Origin of the sequence: Providencia stuartii (genome assembly GCF_029277985.1) — a bacterium.
Classification (GTDB): Bacteria; Pseudomonadota; Gammaproteobacteria; order Enterobacterales; family Enterobacteriaceae; genus Providencia; species Providencia zhejiangensis.
In genome coordinates this window covers 3,893,967-3,915,250 of the sequence record NZ_CP119546.1, presented here as the reverse complement: position 1 = coordinate 3,915,250, position 21,284 = coordinate 3,893,967, and the positions used below count along the sequence as shown (strand labels likewise).

The following is a 21,284-nucleotide window of genomic DNA, read 5'->3' as shown; positions in this document are numbered from 1 at the left end:
GCAAGAGTGATTGTGTGGATAGACGGAAACAGAGTGCATCTGCTGGCCAGATAGTGAAACAACTTACCTTTAAAGTGATAAGAATAGGAAGATAGTTATATGATAAGTAAAATAATAGGTTATCGTGCCTCAATGTTATTTTTAGGGGGCGTCTTTTCATCGATAATGTTACCCAACGCGCATGCTGCCATTGCACTGGATAGAACAAGAGCGATTATCACCGGTGAAGATAAGTCAATAAGCCTGAATGTCAGTAATGAAAACAAACAGCTGCCATATTTAGCTCAAGGTTGGATTGAAAATGGGCAGGGTGAAAAAGTTAGCGACCCATTTACCGTGCTTCCTCCCGTGCAGCGGATTGAGCCTGGGGCAAAAAGCCAAGTCAAAATTCAAGCATTACCCAGTGTTGCTAAACTCCCTCAAGATAGAGAATCAGTGTATTACTTTAACTTGCGCGAAATTCCGCCAAAAAGTGATAAACCGAACACATTGCAACTCGCATTACAAACGCGCATTAAGTTGTTTTATCGCCCAAAAGCGATCATTCCAACTCGCGAACAAAGGGATAATCCATGGCAAGAAAAAGTGACGCTAACTCGGCAAGGTGACCAATATACACTGGTTAATCCAACACCTTATTACGTCACAATTGTAGATGCTACGCCACGTAAAGAAGGAGCAACAGTCTCTGGATTTGAGCCAGTGATGGTTGCACCAAAAAGTCGCCAACCATTAGCAGGAAGTGCGAATGCATTGGGAACGAGTCCTGTGCTGACGTATATCAATGATTATGGTGGTCGGCCAACATTGACCTTTACATGCCAAGGTCCTAATTGCCATGTAGTTCCTGAGAAAAACTAGGACAGACGGATTAAGAACGGATTAGATAACAGAGGAACGTCATGACAGTAGCTCATAGAACTCTCCAGGGTATGCCGTTGAGTTGTTTAGGATGGATTTTACTTACGAGTTCTGCTCTGGGGAGCACCTTAGATAAGGTGGATAACTGGGATGTGGATGGGGCTCATGGCGCGTTATATGTGCAGGGAGCGTTAACCGAAAGTGCTTGCCGACTGGCGATGCCTTCTACTTACCAAACCGTAGATTTAGGAACGATAGGAACGGGGCAAGTAGAGAAAGTGGGTCAAATGGGGACTCCTATAGCCATACAGTTACGGCTAGAAGATTGCTTAAGAGGGGAAAGCCGAAGTCGCAATAAAGCGGGCAATGTTTTATGGAGCCCAGATATGCCAGCGATGAAAATTCGTTTTTTAGCACCGACGGACGCCCAAGATGAGCAGTTAGTGTCTGTGTTAGGCGCAAAAGGAATGGGATTGCGATTGAGTGATGCTGAACGTAACCCAATAACATTGGGGCAATACAGCCGCCCTCAGTTGATTTCTTCAGGGCATAATCAATTGACCTACTATATAACCCCAGTACGAACAACCGCAGAGTTAAGGTCTGGTGCTTATCGTGCATTGATCCGTTTTCAAGTGAGCTATGAATAGAGGACATTCTGATGCAATTAATAGATGTTAGGCTCTATACATTAAAAAAACGGCGGTTATTCGTCACTATTTTGTTATTAAGTAGTGTGATGATATTTGCTAAAGCGGATACAGCTAATCTCAATTTGACATTAACAATTACGATGCCACCTCAGTGCACTTTTAATGGTAATCAGGCCACGTCGGTTAGTTTCGGTGAAGTACAGCAAGGGCTTATCGATGGAACGAGCTATAAGCGGATGCCAATTAATTATGGTCTTGTTTGTACGGGGCTTGAAAAAAACAATTTAACTATGACGCTGTCTTGGAATGAATTAACTCTAAATGGTGAATCAACAATAAAAACCAATCGAACGGATTTAGGGATAGCCATTTATCGTGATAGCACTCGAGTGAGAAATAATTCAGCCATTAATTTTACCTACGGTTCATCGCCACAATTATATGCAGTACCTACAAAACCAACAGGAAAAATGCTTACGGATGCGGGTAGGTTTACCGGTGTGATGACAATGACCTTAAATTACCAATAGGTTAAGGAATGAGTATGAAAAACATATAATCTATTGGCTTGGGATAGGCTTATTTGTAGGTCTCCACCCTGTATTATCTCATGCTTTGACCGTTAATTTTGATGGCACATTAGTGGTCACACCGCCAGAATGCACGATTAATGGAGGAAGCACAACGGATGTGGATTTTGGCAATATACACGAAACCTTGATTGATAATAGCAGCTATAAACGTACAAAGATTGAATATGAATTAAATTGTATCAACATTTATAGCAATGCGGTGAAAATGACGTTGGGATGGAATGCAACCACGATTAATGGGCAGAATGTCATAAAGACCAACCTAACAAATTTGGGAATTGCGATATATCAGGATAATACCCGTTTGAATAACGGAGCCGTATTGAATTTTACTTATAAAGGAACAATGCCCTCTTTATATGCGATCCCAGTGAAACCAATTGGTAGTGTGTTAACCGATGGCGGTAATTTTAGTGGCATATTAACCATGTTGGTCGATTATCGTTAAGGAGAAAATATGAAATACCCAGGTTGGTGGTTGGCAATATTATATTTTGTCGGTACTGCTCCGGTTTTAGGGGTAAATGTCAACCTACGTGGAAATCTTATCGTCACTCCCCCAGAATGCATCTTGAATAATAATAACCAAGAATCAATTCATTTTGGCGATATTTTATTAACTCGGATAGATGGAACGCATTATTTACAGGATTTGCCGTTAAGCCTGACCTGTTCAGAATTAGCTAAAAACAATCTGACATTAACGTTGAAAGGTGAGCAAACAACTTTTAATAGTAATGGGGCATTGAAAACATCAAATAGTAAATTAGGCATAGTGTTTTATATTAATGGTTCTCGGCAAGCGATAAATCAACCCGTTAAATTTACGTACAGTGCACTACCTTCTTTAAAAGTCGCGCCAATAAAGAATAGCACTGCTAATTACAGCAACACAGACGGTGGTCATTTTACGGCACTTGCAACCTTGAAGGTGGATTATCAATGAAACGATTCGCAGTCATCTGTTTTATTGTGTTTGACATGTTGATGTTAGCCGGACAATCCGCTCAGGCAAATTGGGTATTTGACGGCACTTTAATTATTCCTCCTGTGTGTCAGCTTAACCAAAATAAACCAATACAGGTGTCATTTGGTAAGGTGGGAGTACGTAAAGTTGACGGTGATAGGTTTAAACAAGAGATTCCTTACCAATTGGACTGTCTAGGTGATTTAAATCAACCTTGGGATGTCACACTAACATTTAGTGGTACTCAAGCTGGAAATGGGTTTGATAAGGCGACATTGCGAACGGTCAGCGCTTTAAATAATGGTAAATTCGGTTTGCAAATTCAAAAGGATGGTCAGGCATTAGAGTTGAATAAAGCATTTTCGATTAACCCAGCGGCCCCCCCAAAATTATCTGCGGTGCCTATTAAACTCGCGGGCACAGAGCTTATAGGGGATGATTTTACGGCAACAGGAGCATTGACCATTGATTTTCAATAAATTAATTTTTAAAACAAAGAATATGAGCTATAGGCTATGCCGATTATGCTCTTTTATTTTCGTTGGTTATTTGTTGAACTTTTCAGGGGTATCACAAGCGGAAACGGTACAATTTGATGGCGTTTTGGTTGAAGATGCTTGTGAAGTTTATCCTGGAGATGAAAATATTGAGTTAGATTTTGGCACTGTTGTTGATAAATATTTATATCTTAATACACGAACACATAGTCAGCCTTTTACGATCCGTTTAATTAATTGTGATTTAGTATTGGGAAAAGAAGTGAGAGTAACGTTTACCGGAAATGAAAATTTAGCGCTTCCAGGTTTATTAGCATTAGATCGCGGTAGTCAAGCTAGTGGGATAGCTATTGGATTAGAAACTGAAAATGGAACGCCTATTATCTTAAATAAGGTACATAGCTATATACAGAACCTTCACACTGGAAATGGCAATGATTTAAATTTAAAAGCGTATATACAAGGTGAACCCAATGCACTATTAACAAAAAAAATAGGTAGAGGTGAATTCTATGTAACAACAAAATTTGTTTTAGAGTATGAATGAAAATTGGCTCATTTAGTGAATTAAGCGCGAATAGGGTTTGTTTAATAAAACAAAATTTATGAGCTAACTTAAAGAATTGAATGTCTCAATCAATTATGAAGACAGTTATATTTATTGCTAAAGCTAATGTATCAAATTCTAAAGCAGATAATTTGGTTTTGCTTTTTAATGAATGATAAAAATCATAATAAGTTTTAGTTTTAATTTCCACATGAAAAATGAGTTATAGTTTATAAAAAGTATAATGTTTTTAATAGGATATATATGAGAATTTTTCCCTTACTATTAGCGTGTGTGCCTTTGAGTTCATTTGCTGACTTCACGGTTACGGCCGAACAAAAAACCGCACCATTCATGACGGTCTGGGCGGAAGGATTAGTCACCTATCATATTGTTAGATTTACTGACTGTAAAACAGCTGAGTGCTCGCAAGAAATACATAACGATCGTGCTAGAGTGAGCGTAGAACCAACGCTTCTTGATGATCAAGGTTTTGATCCCTTAGGTAATCGGGTTAGTTATGAAAGTTATAATATTAATTGTGATGGTCAGGCGCTGAGTCATATGGCTGGTTTAAACTGGGCCAGTAAAGTGTTTAATGGCGGTATGAGACTACAATTAACAGACAATAGAATACCTTCAAAATGGTTACCTTGGGATGAGAATAATGTGTCGGTTGGGATTAATTGTTTTGACAAGGTGAATAAAACATACTTAATCTATTTTTCGAATAGTGGTGGTCAGTCTAAAGGGGGACCAAATAGGTTAAGTTCATGTAGTTTAAATAGCCAGAACTTAAATCTTAATTATTCCTCATCGAGTTTAAAAGCTGAAGGGCTTGAAAAAAGTACTCGTCTGAATATTTCCTGTACTTCTGGCACTGCTCGAAACTATCAATTAAGGTTGACGGCGAGTAATGCTACAAATGGGCTGTTGAATTTCGGAAACGGTGTTTCTGCACAAGTATCATTAAATGGTATTCAAGTGAACGCGAATGGTGCTGGAATTTCACTTAATAACTTAGTCAATAGTACAATAGCCGTTAACGCTAAACTAAAAGGTAGCGCAACAAAATCTGGGGTATCAAAGGCAAATGGTATTTTAGTATTAGATGCATTATAAGCTGTTGTGGCTGGTTTTTATTAATATTAGCGCTAATATTTATTAATTTCATCGTCTAAATTAATGATTCGATGTCATAATTAATTGCGTGAGATTAAAAGTAGATAACGGATAATATAATAAATATGTTAATAAATATGTGTGATAATTGCACTTTTTCTCATTGAGCAATCATATTCAGGATGAAGATGAAATATTGATGGTTTTAATCATGCTAAAATAGATTCAACTTAAATTAATATTTAAATAGATAACGGCATTGAAATGAAAACTTGCAGCAATAGAAGATTATTCGAGATTTCAAAAATGAGAGAGTATCTGAAAGTGATGGCATGATAGCAAAAATCGGGCATAAAAAAGATAACTTAGTTTATTATTCTTTTTGTAATTAGTAGGGAAAATCTTGTTGTAGATACGGATATTTCGTATCTAGTTTGTAGTGAAAATACTGAAAACTATTCTATTTTTAACTGAAAAATGCTTTCAGTCACCGAGAAAACCGCTTAAAACTGTTATCTGAACCACATTTTCACTAATTATCGTTATTTTTAACTTAATGCGTTATTTATTTAAATATTTAAGTAATCTTGTATTTTTATACTGTGTTTTGTGATTTTATTTGTGTTTAATTAACGTTAAAAACTAAAAATAAATGTTTTGTTAGGTTAGCGTTATATTTTTGAAAATAGCTAAAGCACAAAACATTGTGTAATGTCCATTTCTCTTGTTTATAAGGAGAAAATATGGAACAAAAAAAACAAGATGGGAGCCGCTTTCTACGCACAGTAGAATGGCTAGGTAATGCATTGCCTCACCCAGTCATTTTATTCATTATTTTAACTGCAATTTTATTGGTCTCATCAGCAGTCGGACAATATTTTGGTATTAGTGTGGCTGATCCCCGTCCTGAAGGGGCAAAAGGCCGTGCCGCAGATGGCATTATTCATGTTGTCAGCCTATTAGATGCCGAAGGTATTCGTAAAATTCTTTCAAATGTTGTTAGCAACTTTACTGGTTTTGCGCCGTTAGGTACTGTTCTTGTTGCTTTATTAGGGGTTGGTATCGCGGAACGAGCAGGGCTTTTATCGGCAGCTATGCGTTTAGTGGTCATCAAAGCACCACGTAAACTAACAACAATGGCGATTGTTTTTGCTGGTATTATGTCAAACACCGCAGCTGAGTTAGGCTATGTCGTGTTAATACCTCTTGCGGCCATTATTTTCCACTCATTAGGCCGTCATCCTCTTGCAGGACTTGCAGCAGCCTTTGCTGGGGTTTCTGGCGGATACTCTGCAAACTTGCTATTAGGCACAGTTGACCCATTATTATCAGGTATTACACAACAAGCAGCACAAATTATTGATCCTACATATACCGTAGGGGCTGAAGCTAACTGGTATTTTATGTTTGCCAGTACATTCTTGATCACTATTTTGGGTTACTTCATTACAGAGAAAATTGTTGAGCCACAATTAGGGCCATACCAAGGCGGCGGGGTCGACGAAGATGAAGATAAATTACGTGCCGATGCTGAAGTCACACCTCTTGAGAAAAAAGCACTATTTTGGGCATCCGTGACATTTTGGGGATTAGCGGCGCTATTAGCACTCATGGTCGTGCCTGAAAATGGTATTTTGCGTAACCAAGAAACAGGCTTAGTCAGTAATTCGCCCTTTTTAAAATCTATCGTGGTCTTTATTTTTATCTTCTTTGCGGTGCCGGGCATTGTTTATGGTTATGTTGCAAAAACGATGCGCTCTGATAAAGATGTCGTCGATGCAATGGCAAATGCAATGAGTACGCTCGGGTTGTATTTGGTGATTATTTTCTTTGCGGCACAGTTTGTGGCATTTTTTGGTTGGACCAATATTGGGCAAGTTGTCGCGGTAAAAGGCGCTAACTTCTTAAACAGCATCGATTTACATGGTGGAGTTCTGTTTATTGGTTTTATTATTATCTGTGCCTTTATTAACTTAATGATTGGTTCTGCTTCAGCGCAATGGGCTGTCACTGCACCGATTTTCGTCCCAATGCTAATGCTAGCAGGCTATGCACCAGAAACCATCCAAGCGGCATATCGTATTGGTGATTCAGTCACAAATATTATCACACCAATGATGAGTTATTTCGGCTTGATTATGGCTATCGTGGTCAAATATAAGAAAGATGCAGGTATCGGTACACTCGTTTCAATGATGCTGCCTTACTCAATCATCTTCTTTATTGGCTGGTCATTATTCTTTGTTATCTGGGTATTTGTACTTGGATTACCTGTAGGGCCAGGCTCCCCGATTTATTTTACACCTGGTAGCTAATAGTGATTAACGCAAAGGTAGCCAGAGTTTATGGCTACCTTTTTTATCTAGCCAATAAAAATAGCTGAACAGCCACTCATATTACAGGAAATGATGATTTACTCATGGCATTAGCGGAGAAAGAGTGGGTTCTCGATCGTCGTTAATGACCTTACCAAATCGAGAATCGCCTAGATTCCATTCTGTAATAGCAGACGTAATTTCTTCTTTGGTCCGTCCAATAAAATTCCACCACATTAAAATAGACTCATTAAGTGGCTCTCCACCTAATAACAGAATATGACTATTTGCTGAAAGTTGTAGTGAGACTTGAGTCAGGCCTTTACCTAAATAAATTAATTCATTGCGATGGCTATGCTGGGAACCAATAATGGCATCACCTTCAATAATGAAAATACCGTATTCAAAATCAGGGCGTAGTGTTAATGACAATGCGTGGTTACTGTGGGTTGTGATATCTAAGCCTACTAAAGAAGAAAACGATAATGTCGGTGCTTTATAAGTATCGTACTCCCCAACGAGTAATTGATATGTAATATCTCCAACTGACCATTTAGGCAAAGTAGGGTAGTGGTCAAAGCGAGGTGGCATATCTTTCATTGCTGCTGGCAGTGCTATCCATAGCTGCACCGCATGTAAATGGCGGTTGTCGCCATAGGTATCTTCAGAATGGCTAATGCCTTTACCGGCGGTCATCAAATTAACTTGGCCTGGGCGGATCACTTGTTCGTAGCCTAAACTGTCTCGATGTAGAATTTCGCCTTCAAGCATCCAAGTAAAGGTTTGCAGTGCGGTATGTGGGTGAGGGGCGACGCGCATACCATCTGCATCACCTTTAAATACCGTCGGACCCGCATGATCGAGAAAGCACCAAGCACCAATTAAACGCCGCTGTTTGGTCGGTAAAACTCTCGCGACAGGGATCCCGCCAACATCTTTAATGCGTGCATGAATATGTAGGAACGGTTGTGGGTTATATTCATTTGTGATACTCATTTGCACCTCTTCTTTAGGAATATTGGCAAATAGATAAGATTTAGTGACGGATATCTTGATACTCAGGCGTTTTATCAAATATCGCTTTGGCGAATGGGCATAATGGAATAATTTTACGCTTTTCAGAACGCATTCTTTCAACCACTTTTGCGACTAACTGTTTAGCTATTCCTTGTCCTTTTAAACGTTCATCAACGACGGTATGGTCAATAATCGCGAGTTCGTCTCCGGTATAGACAAAGGTAATCTCAGCAAGACGATTTTTTTTATCATCCGATAAGATAAAAAAGCTGTGATGGTCAGATTGGATGTTGTTCATATTATACCTGCTCATACCGTTAAGAATAAAAAACCTATGGAATTTAGCTTAGATAAGATTAAGTATAAATACAATGAGGTTCTTTTGCTCAAACTATTCAAATATTTTGAATGGTCGTTATTAAAAATGATATAAAAAAAGAGAAAATCGATTTTTTATATATTTATAAAATAGTTTTATGTTGAATATTATTTTTTCAACGGAGAAACTCTATGTATTTAAAATTTATCAATCACATTCCATACTTGGATTGTCGTTATCATTTGCTTTCAAGTGAAAAAGCAAAAGCGGAAACCAGTACCGGAAAAGATTTTTCTCTTGGTATAACTTCAGTTAATAACTTATTTAAAAACCATAACTTAAAAAATAAAATTAATGGCGCCATTCCTTATCCTGTCGCTAGCGGTAGTGATAAACATACTCTAGACAGAGTAACACAAAGTCAACACGCACTTATTCAATTTCAAAACAGTCTTGTCAATGTGGCAGAAAATATATTGAGAAAGTTTAATGTGTCTGCTGATGGTTTAAAAAGTATCTCTGAAGAGTTAAATGAGTTATCTCATGGCGAGAACAGATTACTTAATCCAAAAGAAATAAATAAGGCTAAAGATTTCAAAAAATATTTAATTCGATTCATTCATAATGAAATGCAAGGTCATAATCATAAAATCTCTTTAGAGGAAGTAAAAGTATTATTTAATAACGAATTCAAAGATATTCTCAATAGTAAAGAATGGAAGATTGTTGAAACGGAGTTAGTATACGGGAATAAAAAATACTCTTTTGTATTAATACCGGCATCAAAAATGAAATATAATAACGCTGATAATGATATATTTTATGATTGCAGTTATCAGAATAAAGGTATTTGCTCTAAGTCGAGTGATGAAACCGTTCATGCCGTAAATTTATGGGTTTCTGACGTTAAAGATGATCAACAAAACTCATTGTTTACCGGCATTCGTCATGGTGTATTATCCCCTTTCTCCCTCCCAGAAGGGAGTTTTTTACGTAAGGAAGGTGCTAAAAATAGAGCGAAAGAAGTCGTTATCGCCGCCCTTTATTCTAAACCTGAACTTTATAAGAAAGCATTAAATAATGAGGTGGTGACATTAAGGATCTCTTCGACTTCTTTACTCACATATATGTTTGGTGAAACAAGCATGTTAGATGACCAAATTTTTGCTTGGGACTCTTTGAATAATGACCCGTTTGTGCATTTAAACATTCGAGATGAGAAAGGAGACTTAAAACAAGTTAAAATTAAGCTTGATATTGCAATTTTAAATTTTGGCGTAAACGAATTATCATTATCGATGATAAATAGGGTCTCGGATGGTATATCTGATAGATTATCTAGTTGTATAACGTATAAGAAAAATAATCTTCATCAATTAAACAAATCTGCGTTGGAAAAAATAATGGGCGATGATTATTTAGAGAATAATCATCTAGGTGGATGGGTTGGCAACTATTTATCTGAAAATCCACACGCTGATAATCGCCAAAAAATAGAAATATTATGTCAACAGATAAGAGATATCTGGAAAAATAGCTCATATAACAAGGATGCGAATGAACCCTATAAAATGGCCCAACGTATTGTTATGTTAACTTATGAAATTGATGCGGTGCCTTGTTGGAACTGTAAAAGCGGTAAAGACCGAACGGGAATGCTCGATGCTGAAATAAAACGTGAGACCCTGAGTTATCATCAAAATAAGCATTTAGGTAAACCTAGCAGTAAATTAATCAGTGAAGAAAGCCAGCTTTTCCAAGATGTGTTGTTACAGAGCGGCAATTTACAAATACAGGAATATAACACAGGTCTTGTTGGCAACAAGGTTGTTAAAGATCTCCCTCTCTATTTGAAACCAATGGCCCTATCTTATGATGCGCGTATAGGTGATCGATTTATCCGACAACAAGTTAAAGGCTTTTCATCTTTATCTTAAGCGCATTTTCTATTGATCTAAAGGGTACGCCAGTGCCCTATTCAATAATGACAAAGTGATATTTTTTATATTTATTGACCGTCAAGGTAGAGATTAATACGGATATCAGTAATAGGCTAAAAAATTTAGCGCAATCACAGTGAGTGAAATTGTTTCGTTTTTGTCACAAAATTGTTTCATAATGTTATTTTTAATGACTTGATGTGATTATCATCACAATAACCCCGCCTTTTTTTGCATATAAATCGCTCATGTTTATGTCGCTTTAGTCAATATGAGATCATGATTATGGTATTTTCTACTCGAGACACACTCTTTTCCCTACTGACCTTAGACGGTATTTCAGGTCATGAAGCCCCTATCGCAAATGTGATGAAAAAACATCTCAAAACCAGTGCTAAAGACCTTTGGCAGGATCGCCTCGGTAATGTCGTTGCTCGTTACGGAAGTGAAGATCCAAAAGCACTGCGTTTAATGGTTTTTGCGCATATGGATGAAGTGGGATTCATGGTACGAAAAATTGAATCGTCAGGGTTTATTCGTTTCGAACGAGTCGGCGGGCCTGCACAGGTGACAATGTCAGGTTCAGTGGTTCGCCTTGCCGGTGAATCTGGCTCAATACCTGGATGTATTGGTATTAAATCTTATCACTTCGCGAAAGGAGATGAACGTACACAATCTCCCTCTATTGATCAGCTATGGATTGATATAGGAGCGAAAGATAAAGCAGATGCTGAAAGGATGGGAGTCAAAGTCGGTACACCAATTACGTTGTATAACCCACCCCAAGAACTGGGTAATGACATGGTTTGCAGTAAAGCATTAGATGATCGACTTGGCTGTACAGCGTTGCTGGGTTTGGCTGATGCAATCAAAGATAAAAAACTAGATATAGCCGTATTTATTGTTGCCTCAGTACAGGAGGAATTCAATATTCGTGGCATCTTGCCTGTACTACGCCGTGTAAAACCTGACCTCGCTATTGGAATCGATATTACCCCTTCTTGCGATACCCCCGACTTACAAGACTATTCGGATTTAGTCATCAATAAGGGGGTCGGCATTACTTGCTTAAATTATCACGGTAGAGGCACCCTTGCAGGGCTAGTCACACCTGTTCGTTTGATCAATATGTTAGAAAAAACGGCGTCTAAAAACCATATTCCAGTGCAAAGAGAAGTTGCTCCAGGTGTCATCACTGAAACTGGCTATATTCAAGTTGAGCAAGATGGCATTCCTTGTGCAAGCCTCTCTATTCCATGCCGCTACACACATTCACCGGCTGAAGTTGCGAGTTTACGTGATCTCAGTGACTGCATTCGGTTATTAACTGCTTTAGCCACACTTCCAGCTAATCAGTTTCCTATCGAGTCTGACTCAGACTATAACCAAGAGGTTAATTAAAATGAAAAAAGTCCTCGTTGCATGTGGAACGGGTATGTCTACGTCCACAATGATTGCTCAAAAACTGCAAGATTACTTGGCAAGTGAAGGGATCCCAATCGTCACTTCACAATGCTGTTTAAATGAAATTCCACTCAATAGCCATGGTGTTGATCTGATTATCACTGCAATGAAAACGGATACAGATTATGGCGTACCAACATTGAATGGCGCGGCCTTACTCACAGGCGTTAATGACGATGCACTAAAACAAAAAATTAAAACGTTGTTATCACAATAAACCTCATAGGTGACGTTATGTTTGACTATATACTTTCTTTAGGCGGTACAGTATTTGTCCCAATCGTCATGATAATTATTGGCTTAATCTTTCGCATACCGTGGCTACAAGCCATTAAAGCAGGGGTGACTGTCGGTATTGGATTTGTCGGAATGGGGCTGGTGATCGTCATGGCTATTGATAGCCTAAGCCCTCCAATCAAAATTATGATTGAACGTTTTGGCTTATCTCTGCATGTGCTTGATGTTGGTGCGGGACCTGCATCCGGTGTTGGTTATGCAACAGCTATTGGTGCCATGATTATCCCCGTTATTTTCTTACTTAACATCACGTTATTGTTTACTCGCCTAACGAAAACCATGAACGTTGATATTTATAATTATTGGCACTATGCGATTACTGGTACCGTTGTTCAAATAGCAACAGGCAGCTTAATTTATGGTATCGCAGGGGCGATGTGTCATGCCATCTTATCGCTAAAAATGGCGGATTGGACAGCAAAACGAGTACAAACAATCGTTGGATTAGAAGGCATTTCAATTCCTCAAGGGTATGGCTCTAGTTCAGTCCCTCTATTCGTATTTCTTGATTCGATCTATGAAAGGATCCCTTTCTTAAAAGGAAAAAATATCGATGCTCAAGCAATCCAGAAACGCTACGGTATGGTGGGAGATCCCGTTATTATCGGGGTTGTCTTAGGTTTATTATTTGGGCTTGCGGCAGGAGAAGATTTTAAAGGTTGTGCGACGTTAATGATCACGGTTGCCGCGATCATGGTGTTATTTCCACGAATGATCCGCTTGATTGTCGAAGGTTTACTGCCGATCTCTGAAGGTGCCCGTAAATTTTTTCAGAAGCATTTTAATGATCGAGAAGTGTTTATTGGTTTGGACACCGCGGTAACGCTTGGCCATCCAACGACGATTGCAGTGGGCTTACTACTGATTCCTATCATGCTGGTCTTGGCAAGTATTCTGCCATTGAACAATGTGTTACCACTGGCTGACTTGCCTGTAGCTCCTTTCTTCATCTGTATGGCCACGGTAATCCATCGTGGTGACTTATTACGCACATTACTGAGTGGTGTGATTGTGATGAGCACCGTTTTATTGATTGCAACACAATTTGCCCCTTTCTTTACTGAAATGGCGCGTAATGGGGGCTTTAATTTTGCTGAAAATGGTTCACAGATTAGTGCCTTGTCTGTAGGCAATATGTTCGGCTGGTCTATTTACGAATTGATGTCATTTGGTCTTATTGGCGTTGTGCTAACTGTCGGTATTGTTGCCTGCGTCGTTATTTTCTTACGTAATCGTGAATTACCTGAATAAGGAGTATGGAAATGAGTTGGTTAAAGGATGTTATTGGTACGGAAAAGGCGGTAATTGCTATGTGTCACTTACGTGCGTTACCTGGGGATCCTGACTTTAATACTCAGCACAGTATGCAATGGGTCATTGATAGAGCTTATGAGGATCTGATGGCTCTACAAAATGGCGGTGTTGATGCTGTGATGTTTTCAAATGAATTTAGCCTGCCTTATCTCACTAAAGTCAAGCCAGAAACAACCGCAGCAATGGCACGGATCATTGGTCAATTGATGAGTGAGATCCGGATACCTTTTGGTGTAAATGTCCTTTGGGATCCGATCGCTTCATTCGATTTAGCGATGGCGACAGGTGCGAAATTTATCCGAGAAATATTTACCGGTGCTTATGCAAGTGATTTTGGCGTATGGAATACCAATGTGGGGGAAACGATTCGCCATCAACATCGTATTGGGGCAAGCGAGGTAAAAACACTGTTTAATATTGTACCTGAAGCTGCGGTATACCTAGGTGGACGTGATATCTGCTCAATAGCAAAGTCTACCGTTTTTAATAATAAACCAGATGCATTATGTGTTTCGGGATTAACTGCTGGTGCAAAAACAGACAGTGCGATTTTGAAACAAGTCAAAGATACGGTGCCGAATACGGTGGTCTTTGCCAATACAGGGGTGTGCCTCGAAAACGTGGAAGAGCAATTGAGTATTGCTGATGGATGCGTCACTGCGACCACATTTAAAAAAGACGGTATTTTTGCCAACTTTGTTGATCAAACCCGTGTGGAAAGATTTATGGAGAAAGTGCATAGCATAAGGCAATAAGAAAGGAGATAAGCAAAATACCTATCTCCTCGTGATACTTAGAGTCCTCGCAAGCTTCGCCAAAAGTTAGGCGAGGGCTCAATAATCAAGCATATACCGAACCTTAAAGGAGTCAATATACAATGATTGATGATGCTAAATGGATCCAAATAAATCAGGTTGCGACGGATTGGAAAGAGGCGCTTAGCATAGCTTGTAGACCTTTAATTAGGTATGGCGCGGCTGAGCCTAATTATTTACAAGGCATCATTAAAAATACCCAAAGTTGGGGGCCTTATTATTTGATTGCGCCGGGTATTGCAATGCCGCATGCACGCCCTGAACAAGGGGCTATTTATAATCAGATGACGCTAACTACCCTAAAACAACCGGTTGTCTTTGGGCATGAAGATTGTGATCCCGTATGGTTACTGATGACGGTGTGTGCGATTCAAAGCAATGACCATATTCGATTAATACAGCATATCGCTGAAATTGTAGATAACCCCTTATTACTTGATGAGATTCGTTTTGCTAAAACCAATAGCGATATTTTGAAAGTACTAAATCCATATTAATCTCTTTATGGAGGAGTAGTGATGATATTACATCCATCTTTGGCTTCTGCTGATCCACTTTGCCTTGGCTCTGTGATTGATAAACTCGCTAATCAGAATATTGGGTCATTACATCTGGATATTGAAGACGGTAATTTCATCCATAATATTACTTTCGGTAGCAAGTTGGTTAAAGCGGTCGTACAAGCCACAAAACAGGCCATATCTATTCATTTAATGGTATCTCAACCATTATTTTGGGTCAGGGAACTTGCACCTTTTGCGCCTAAATGGATCTTTTTTCATCCAGAAGCGGTGAATAATCCTTCAGAAATTATTGCTGAAATTAAAAAAATAGGGGCAAAAGCAGGGATAGCATTAAATCCGAGCACCGCAGTGGCTCCTTATCAATATCTTACTGATAAATTAGATGCTGTGATGGTGATGACTAGCGAGCCTGATGGTGAAGATCAACAATTTATTCCATTGATGGTAGAGAAGATTCAGCAAGTGTCGTCTTTATTTCACCCACTGGAATGCTGGGTTGATGGTGGAATAAGTGCAGATAAAATGCCTTTATTAAAAAAAATGGGAATTAATAATATTGTCTTAGGAAGAGCTCTTTTTACAACTGATGATTACGAAAAAACGATAAAACAATTCAGTGATTAAATTCGGAGAGAGGTCGCTTATGAGTCTGTATAAATCTGATCGGATCCAACAGATGTTGCACTATCTTTGGAAATGCCGAGAATTGTCTACACAACAAGCCGTTGAGTTATTCGGTTGTGCTGAAGCGACAATTCGTCGTGACTTTCAGTATATCGCTGAACACTATCCAGGGATGACCAGAACGCATGGTCGCTTAAATTTCGATGATAGTACGACAGATAAAGAATCTCAGTTCGATGTTAGGCGTTCTTTAAATTGTGCCTCTAAACGTGAAATTGCACTGATAGCCCGTAAATTTATTCATGAAGGTGATTGTTTCTTTCTTGATTCCGGTTCTACTTGTTTAGAGTTAGCAAAATGTTTGGGGGATATTCGAGTGAAAGTGATTTGTAATGACATCAAAATTGCGAATCAGCTTGGGGCATTTCCAAATGTAGAAAGTTATATTATTGGTGGATTAATTAGACCAGGGTATTTTACGGTGGGAGAGAGTTTAGCCTTAGAGATGCTAAATGCGTTTGCCGTTGATCGTGTCTTTATGTCATGCGATGCATTATCGATTGAAATGGGAATAACGAATGCCACCATGTTTGAAGTAGGCGTTAAGCGTAAACTTATCGCTCGCTCGCCTGAGGTTATTTTGTTAGCTGACCATAGCAAGTTTGATATGTTTGAACCCCATGCAGTAGCAACGTTATCATGTATTAAAACTATTATTAGCGATAGTGGGCTTACCAATGAAATTCAGCAACGGTATCGTCAAGCGGGATGTGAATTAAAATGCAGCTATTAGCGATGGTATGTGGAAAATGGTATTTCATTAATATGTATATTAAGTTCTAAAATAAAATTATGATGGGATTTATTAATAAAATGGAGTGTTAATGTTTAAACCAATTCCTCAAAGAGGAAATATTTCTATATAAGATTGAAAATAGCGAGCCAGCTCACTAAATCAATACTTGGTATTTATTCTGTCAATTATCATTACGATAGAATATATTTATCAGTAAATGTTTTTGGTTTTTTATTTTTCTCCTCTTCCTTAGTTATCGACTCAATGCACTCGTAGTTTGATTTTATTGATAGTTTTACACTATAAAATGAGTGCTGCATTTAAATTCTATTGATAAATTAAATCATACAAGGTAATTATAAAATAAAATCAATTAAAACTTAGTGAAATACAAATCATGGATCACATAAAATAAAAAAAAGGAATTTGGAAGATTGATTTTTTATGTAATGAGCCTGAATAATGTCCTTACGTAATGCCACTTAAGTATTGCTGTTTGGCAATAGGTGTCTGATATAAATAATATATCAGGCATTTTCCACATCGGAGAAAACAGATGGATTATGAAAAAACAGGATTGGACATTTTAAGGTTTATTGGTGGAGTAAGTAACATTGAGTATCTAACTCATTGCTCTACTCGACTTAGAATAAATCTTTATGATAATAATAATATTGACCGAGAAGAATTGGAAAAAATTCCTGGCGTTATTGCTGTTATTATTAATATCCAGTGCCAAATTGTGATTGGTAAAGAGATAGTTAATGTCTACAATGTGATTAATAATTTATTAATCGCTCAAAAAGGTCCTGTAAATAATACAATAAAGACAAAAAAACGATTAGGCCCTTTACTTATTGGTTTTATTATTAGTGTGTTTCAACCCATCTTACCGGCTATCGCTGGAGGAGGAATTCTGAAATCAATCTTAATCATATTGGATATGTTAGGTTGGTTAAAAAAGGGTACCCCTACTTATCAAGTTTTAGACTGTATTGGCAGTAGCCCTATTTATTTTCTACCAATATTAGTTGCAATTACGACAGCGGTTAGGCTTAAAGTCAATGTAGTGATAGCTGTTTCTTGTGTCTCTGTTCTTATATTACCTGAAATGATAAGAATAATGACAGAAGGAACTTCATTTTTAGATTTTAAACTTGAAAATATTCAATATGCGACCCAAGTATTTCCTGCAATACTGTGTGTTCTTTTCTATTCCCAAACAGAAAAGTTATTTACGCGTTATGTACCCACTCTCTTACAAAGTTTTCTAACACCTATGTTGTCATTTATAGTGACAGTGCCTATTACGCTACTTATTTTAGGTCCAATGGGGTATCAGCTAGGAGTTGCAATAACAACAGCAATGATTTGGTTACATAGTCATTTAGGGTTCATTGCTACGAGTATGGTAGCTTGCACTTTACCTTTCCTTGTTGCTACAGGAATGCATAAACCTCTGCTACCTTATGCGATTTCAACTTTAGCACAACATGGTAAAGAGACACTTTATATGCCAGCGTCATTAGCTCATAACATCGCAGAAGCGGGGGCTTGTTTTGCTGTTCTAGTCAAAAGTAAGAATAAATCAACCAAGCCAATTGTATTTTCTGCGGGCATATCTGCATTATGCGGTATTACAGAACCCGCACTTTATGGCGTTACCTTTGTTAATAAAGTAGTACTCTACGCTGTGATTGCTGGCTCCGCAATTGGTGGTAGCTTCTTAGGGTATATGTCTGTCTCATCTTTTGCTTCAGCTAGTCCAAGTTTAGTCAGTATCTCTATTTTTGCTTCTAGCGACTTTCCTAAAAATATTATTTATGCTCTGATTGGAGCCAGTATTTCGTTTAGTATCACCTTCCTAATCACATTTATATTCTGGCATGAAAAAAATAATGAGAAGCAAAATAAAAAAATAGAAAACGAAAAGTTGACCTCTACACCATTTTTATCAAATAAATAAATATATCAAAATAATAGTTTGTAAGTATTGATCATATATTTAATGCTGACTTTATAAGGTTACACATTGTTTTTGATATTTAAAATAAAATATTTTTGGCTTTAATTATTGTTAGTTTATAAGAACAGAACGTTTATATGTGATTTTTTGTTTTTAGTGAATAATAATTTAAATATTAGGATAATAAAGGGAATCGTATGGGAATAGAAAAAAGAACATTTAAGCATGGTTTTTTATGGGGAGCTGCAATTGCAGCAAATCAAGCAGAAGGTGCTTGGAATTTAGATGGAAAGGGGCCTTCTGTTGCCGATGCGATACCAATAAAATCAAATCTTAGAGTGACTGACTATAATGGGCACAACGCAGTATCAGACGAAGATATTCAGTCAGCTCTTAATGGGGTTAATAATATTGCATATCCTAAACGTAGAGGAATTGATTTCTATCACCGTTATAAAGATGATATGGCCTTATTTGGTGAAATGGGAATTAAAGTGATGCGGGTTTCCATTGCATGGACTCGTATATTTCCTACCGGAGAAGATAGTGAGCCTAATGAAATAGGTTTGAAGTATTATGAAGATCTATTCATGGAAATGCATAAATATAATATTGAACCTTTAGTGACATTATCTCACTATGAAATGCCATTAATATTGAGTGAAAAATATAATGGTTGGACTCATAGAAATGTGATTGATGCATTTGTGAAATATTGTAATGTTTGTTTCCAGCGTTATAAGACATTAGTTAAGTATTGGCTGACATTTAATGAAATAGACAGTGTCATGCGTCATCCCTTTACGACTTTAGGGTTTCGTGAACAAAAATCGACACCAGAGCGTTATGAACAGGATATTTATCAGGCACTACACCACCAATTTGTGGCTTCAGCGATTGTAACTCGCGATTGCCATCAAATTATTCCACAAAGCCAAGTCGGTTGTATGTTAACGAAGGTGACGACATATCCAAGAACTTGTCATCCAAGCGATGTTGAAATTACATTAAGAAAAAATCTGGAAAATTATTTTTATTCAGATGTTCAGGTTCGTGGATATTATCCACCACTTATATTGCGTAGTTTTGAACTACGAGGCATTACCATTCAAATGGAACCTGATGACTTAGAAATTATCCGTCAACATACTGTTGATTTTGTCTCCTTCAGTTATTACATGTCAGTAACTGAGTCTGTTCAAGATAATGCAGAGAGGACACCAGGAAATACGGTGTTTGGTGTAAAAAACCCCTATTTATCGACATCTGAATGGGGATGGCAAATCGACCCTATCGGCCTGAAGATTTCATTAATTGAGCTTTATGATCGCTACCAAAAGCCATTATTTATTGTAGAAAATGGGATTGGAGCAAAAGATATTGTAGAGGATGGCAAAATACATGATAGCTACCGAATTGATTATTTCAGGGCGCATTTTGAGCAGATGAAAGAAGCGGTGAATGAAGGTGTTGATTTAATGGGATACACAAGTTGGGGAACTATCGATATTATCAGCGCGGGCACCTCACAAATGACAAAACGTTATGGGTTTATTTATGTTGACCAAGACGATGAAGGAAATGGTACCTTGAATCGGTTGCGCAAAGACTCTTTTTATTGGTATCAAAAAGTGTGTGAAACAAATGGAGAAGACATTCGTTAGATTGCAAAAAAGTAGCGACTACATGGCAGTGTGTTGTTTATTAAGATAATAACAATAAAACATTTTAGTGAATAAGAATTAATCTAATAAAATAAACAAGCATGATAGTCATCTTGGTATGCAAATATAGAGATGACTATTATGCATTAGATAGAATAATGTTTATTGGTTAGGTTCAATAAGAAAGGGTTGTTAGAAGATACTAACATTATAATAAAATTGAATTAATAACGAGAAGCTGATATTCATTGTTAGGTGATTTAATCTTAGACTAGCTAATTATACAAGAGGATATCGTAACTTGAAGGAACCACTGTAGAAGAGAAAGTGGTGCCGGACTCGGAATCGATTTTTCATTATAACTGGTTGTATTTAAATCCATTAATTGAATTTGATTTTATTTATACCCTCTTTTGTACCCTCGGTCCGTTTGGTGGGTTTTGTTGAGCACGGTTGGGGCGATAGAGCGCAGCAAATAGATTGTTTTTTGCACAGATGACAGGTGTAATTATAACGTATTCGAATCCTTTTTAAGTATACATTTAATGGGGATCATGTTCATGTTAATTGTTTCTAGTATGAATCATGGTATTGCCAATTTGACATGTTTAATGATGTCTTATTGTGTCATTTTTGTTTAATTCCTCAATGTCTAATTCAGTTAAGATCCAACGGTTTGATATGTGCCATTGAATACTAATCAAAGTGGAAGTAGGCTTAATTTATCCATCCAATATAGGATAAACTCAAAGTGATCAGTACTTATTCAATTCAATGTCACACACATGACACACGCATAAGGGCCATCTCTGTCTTGGCGACGTTCAACATAAACAGCTAACACGCCACGACAATCTGGCACCTCCTTACCAATATAATGCTCGCTATTACCAACCCATTTATACTTTCCCCTACAATAACGAGCAAGGCGAGAGCCTAAATGTTGCTGATGGATCTTCATTGCTGCGGATTTACGGATAATATTCATG

The 21,284-nt window shown here is 37.7% G+C and carries 22 protein-coding genes; 19 read left to right on the top strand and 3 right to left on the bottom strand.

All coding sequences use genetic code 11. The annotated features are described in order from the left end of the window. The first annotated feature begins 132 nt into the window (after positions 1–132). From P2E05_RS17735 to P2E05_RS17695, 9 genes are all read left to right on the top strand, one after another. Entirely contained in the window at positions 133–861 is a 729-nt protein-coding gene (locus P2E05_RS17735; RefSeq protein ID WP_154623610.1) for a fimbria/pilus periplasmic chaperone, read from the top strand. Between the two features lie 41 nt (positions 862–902). Next, complete coding sequence (locus P2E05_RS17730; protein ID WP_154623604.1) at positions 903–1,511, top strand: fimbrial protein; 609 nt, start codon at positions 903–905, stop codon at positions 1,509–1,511. Positions 1,512–1,522: 11 nt separating this feature from the next. Further along, entirely contained in the window at positions 1,523–2,044 is a 522-nt protein-coding gene (locus P2E05_RS17725; protein WP_163863092.1) for a fimbrial protein, read from the top strand. A 112-nt stretch (positions 2,045–2,156) separates the two neighbouring features. After that, positions 2,157–2,555: a fimbrial protein gene (locus tag P2E05_RS17720; protein ID WP_276122933.1), complete on the top strand. Its 399-nt coding sequence runs from the start codon at positions 2,157–2,159 to the stop codon at positions 2,553–2,555. Between the two features lie 9 nt (positions 2,556–2,564). Next, entirely contained in the window at positions 2,565–3,053 is a 489-nt protein-coding gene (locus P2E05_RS17715) for a fimbrial protein (protein WP_272657237.1), read from the top strand. Beyond that, positions 3,050–3,553 carry a fimbrial protein gene (locus P2E05_RS17710; protein ID WP_154623600.1) on the top strand — a complete coding sequence of 168 codons (504 nt, stop codon included), beginning with the start codon at positions 3,050–3,052 and terminating at the stop codon, positions 3,551–3,553. The genes P2E05_RS17715 and P2E05_RS17710 overlap by 4 nt, the downstream gene beginning before the upstream one ends. A 22-nt stretch (positions 3,554–3,575) precedes the next feature. Then, the gene (locus P2E05_RS17705) at positions 3,576–4,118 is read left to right on the top strand and encodes a fimbrial protein (RefSeq protein WP_282563759.1); all 543 of its coding nucleotides are present in this window, start codon (positions 3,576–3,578) and stop codon (positions 4,116–4,118) included. Positions 4,119–4,382: 264 nt separating this feature from the next. Then, on the top strand, positions 4,383–5,240 hold the full coding sequence (locus P2E05_RS17700) for a hypothetical protein (RefSeq protein WP_272657239.1): 858 nt from the start codon (positions 4,383–4,385) through the stop codon (positions 5,238–5,240). Between the two features lie 743 nt (positions 5,241–5,983). Then, a complete protein-coding gene (locus P2E05_RS17695) occupies positions 5,984–7,555 on the top strand; it encodes an AbgT family transporter (RefSeq protein ID WP_249999378.1) in 1,572 nt (523 codons plus the stop codon). Positions 7,556–7,657: 102 nt separating this feature from the next. Here the strand turns inward: P2E05_RS17695 and P2E05_RS17690 are convergent, their stop codons facing one another. After that, entirely contained in the window at positions 7,658–8,551 is an 894-nt protein-coding gene (locus P2E05_RS17690) for a pirin family protein (protein WP_272657240.1), read from the bottom strand. A gap of 40 nt (positions 8,552–8,591) precedes the next feature. After that, on the bottom strand, positions 8,592–8,870 hold the full coding sequence (locus tag P2E05_RS17685; RefSeq protein ID WP_154622525.1) for a GNAT family N-acetyltransferase: 279 nt from the start codon (positions 8,868–8,870) through the stop codon (positions 8,592–8,594). A 212-nt stretch (positions 8,871–9,082) separates the two neighbouring features. Here P2E05_RS17685 and P2E05_RS17680 point away from each other — a divergent pair, with 212 nt between their 5' ends. The 10 genes from P2E05_RS17680 to P2E05_RS17635 all read left to right on the top strand — a co-directional run bounded on the left by P2E05_RS17680 (position 9,083) and on the right by P2E05_RS17635 (position 20,295). Then, entirely contained in the window at positions 9,083–10,828 is a 1,746-nt protein-coding gene (locus P2E05_RS17680; protein WP_272657241.1) for an inositol phosphate phosphatase SopB, read from the top strand. Between the two features lie 288 nt (positions 10,829–11,116). Next, on the top strand, positions 11,117–12,232 hold the full coding sequence (locus P2E05_RS17675) for a M42 family metallopeptidase (RefSeq protein WP_154623530.1): 1,116 nt from the start codon (positions 11,117–11,119) through the stop codon (positions 12,230–12,232). A gap of 1 nt (position 12,233) precedes the next feature. Next, positions 12,234–12,512 (top strand): PTS sugar transporter subunit IIB SgcB, encoded by a 279-nt coding sequence (sgcB, locus tag P2E05_RS17670; protein ID WP_154623529.1) that lies wholly within the window; start codon positions 12,234–12,236, stop codon positions 12,510–12,512. Positions 12,513–12,529: 17 nt separating this feature from the next. Continuing rightward, positions 12,530–13,843 (top strand): PTS sugar transporter subunit IIC SgcC, encoded by a 1,314-nt coding sequence (gene sgcC, locus P2E05_RS17665; protein ID WP_154623528.1) that lies wholly within the window; start codon positions 12,530–12,532, stop codon positions 13,841–13,843. 11 nt (positions 13,844–13,854) lie between these two features. Then, positions 13,855–14,661, top strand: coding sequence for a BtpA/SgcQ family protein (locus tag P2E05_RS17660; protein ID WP_196713653.1), 807 nt, complete (start codon positions 13,855–13,857; stop codon positions 14,659–14,661). A 122-nt stretch (positions 14,662–14,783) separates the two neighbouring features. Then, positions 14,784–15,218 carry a PTS sugar transporter subunit IIA gene (locus tag P2E05_RS17655; RefSeq protein WP_154623526.1) on the top strand — a complete coding sequence of 145 codons (435 nt, stop codon included), beginning with the start codon at positions 14,784–14,786 and terminating at the stop codon, positions 15,216–15,218. A 21-nt stretch (positions 15,219–15,239) separates the two neighbouring features. Next, positions 15,240–15,869 carry an epimerase gene (locus P2E05_RS17650; protein ID WP_154623525.1) on the top strand — a complete coding sequence of 210 codons (630 nt, stop codon included), beginning with the start codon at positions 15,240–15,242 and terminating at the stop codon, positions 15,867–15,869. Positions 15,870–15,888: 19 nt separating this feature from the next. Then, complete coding sequence (locus P2E05_RS17645) at positions 15,889–16,662, top strand: DeoR/GlpR family DNA-binding transcription regulator (RefSeq protein WP_154623524.1); 774 nt, start codon at positions 15,889–15,891, stop codon at positions 16,660–16,662. Positions 16,663–17,221: 559 nt separating this feature from the next. Beyond that, positions 17,222–18,631 (top strand): PTS transporter subunit EIIC, encoded by a 1,410-nt coding sequence (locus P2E05_RS17640; RefSeq protein WP_251464714.1) that lies wholly within the window; start codon positions 17,222–17,224, stop codon positions 18,629–18,631. Between the two features lie 197 nt (positions 18,632–18,828). Beyond that, positions 18,829–20,295 carry a glycoside hydrolase family 1 protein gene (locus tag P2E05_RS17635; RefSeq protein WP_272657243.1) on the top strand — a complete coding sequence of 489 codons (1,467 nt, stop codon included), beginning with the start codon at positions 18,829–18,831 and terminating at the stop codon, positions 20,293–20,295. Between the two features lie 766 nt (positions 20,296–21,061). On the opposite strand, the gene P2E05_RS17630 is transcribed toward P2E05_RS17635, so the two are convergent. After that, entirely contained in the window at positions 21,062–21,283 is a 222-nt protein-coding gene (locus P2E05_RS17630) for a DUF987 family protein (protein WP_004917300.1), read from the bottom strand. Position 21,284: the final 1 nt, after the last annotated feature.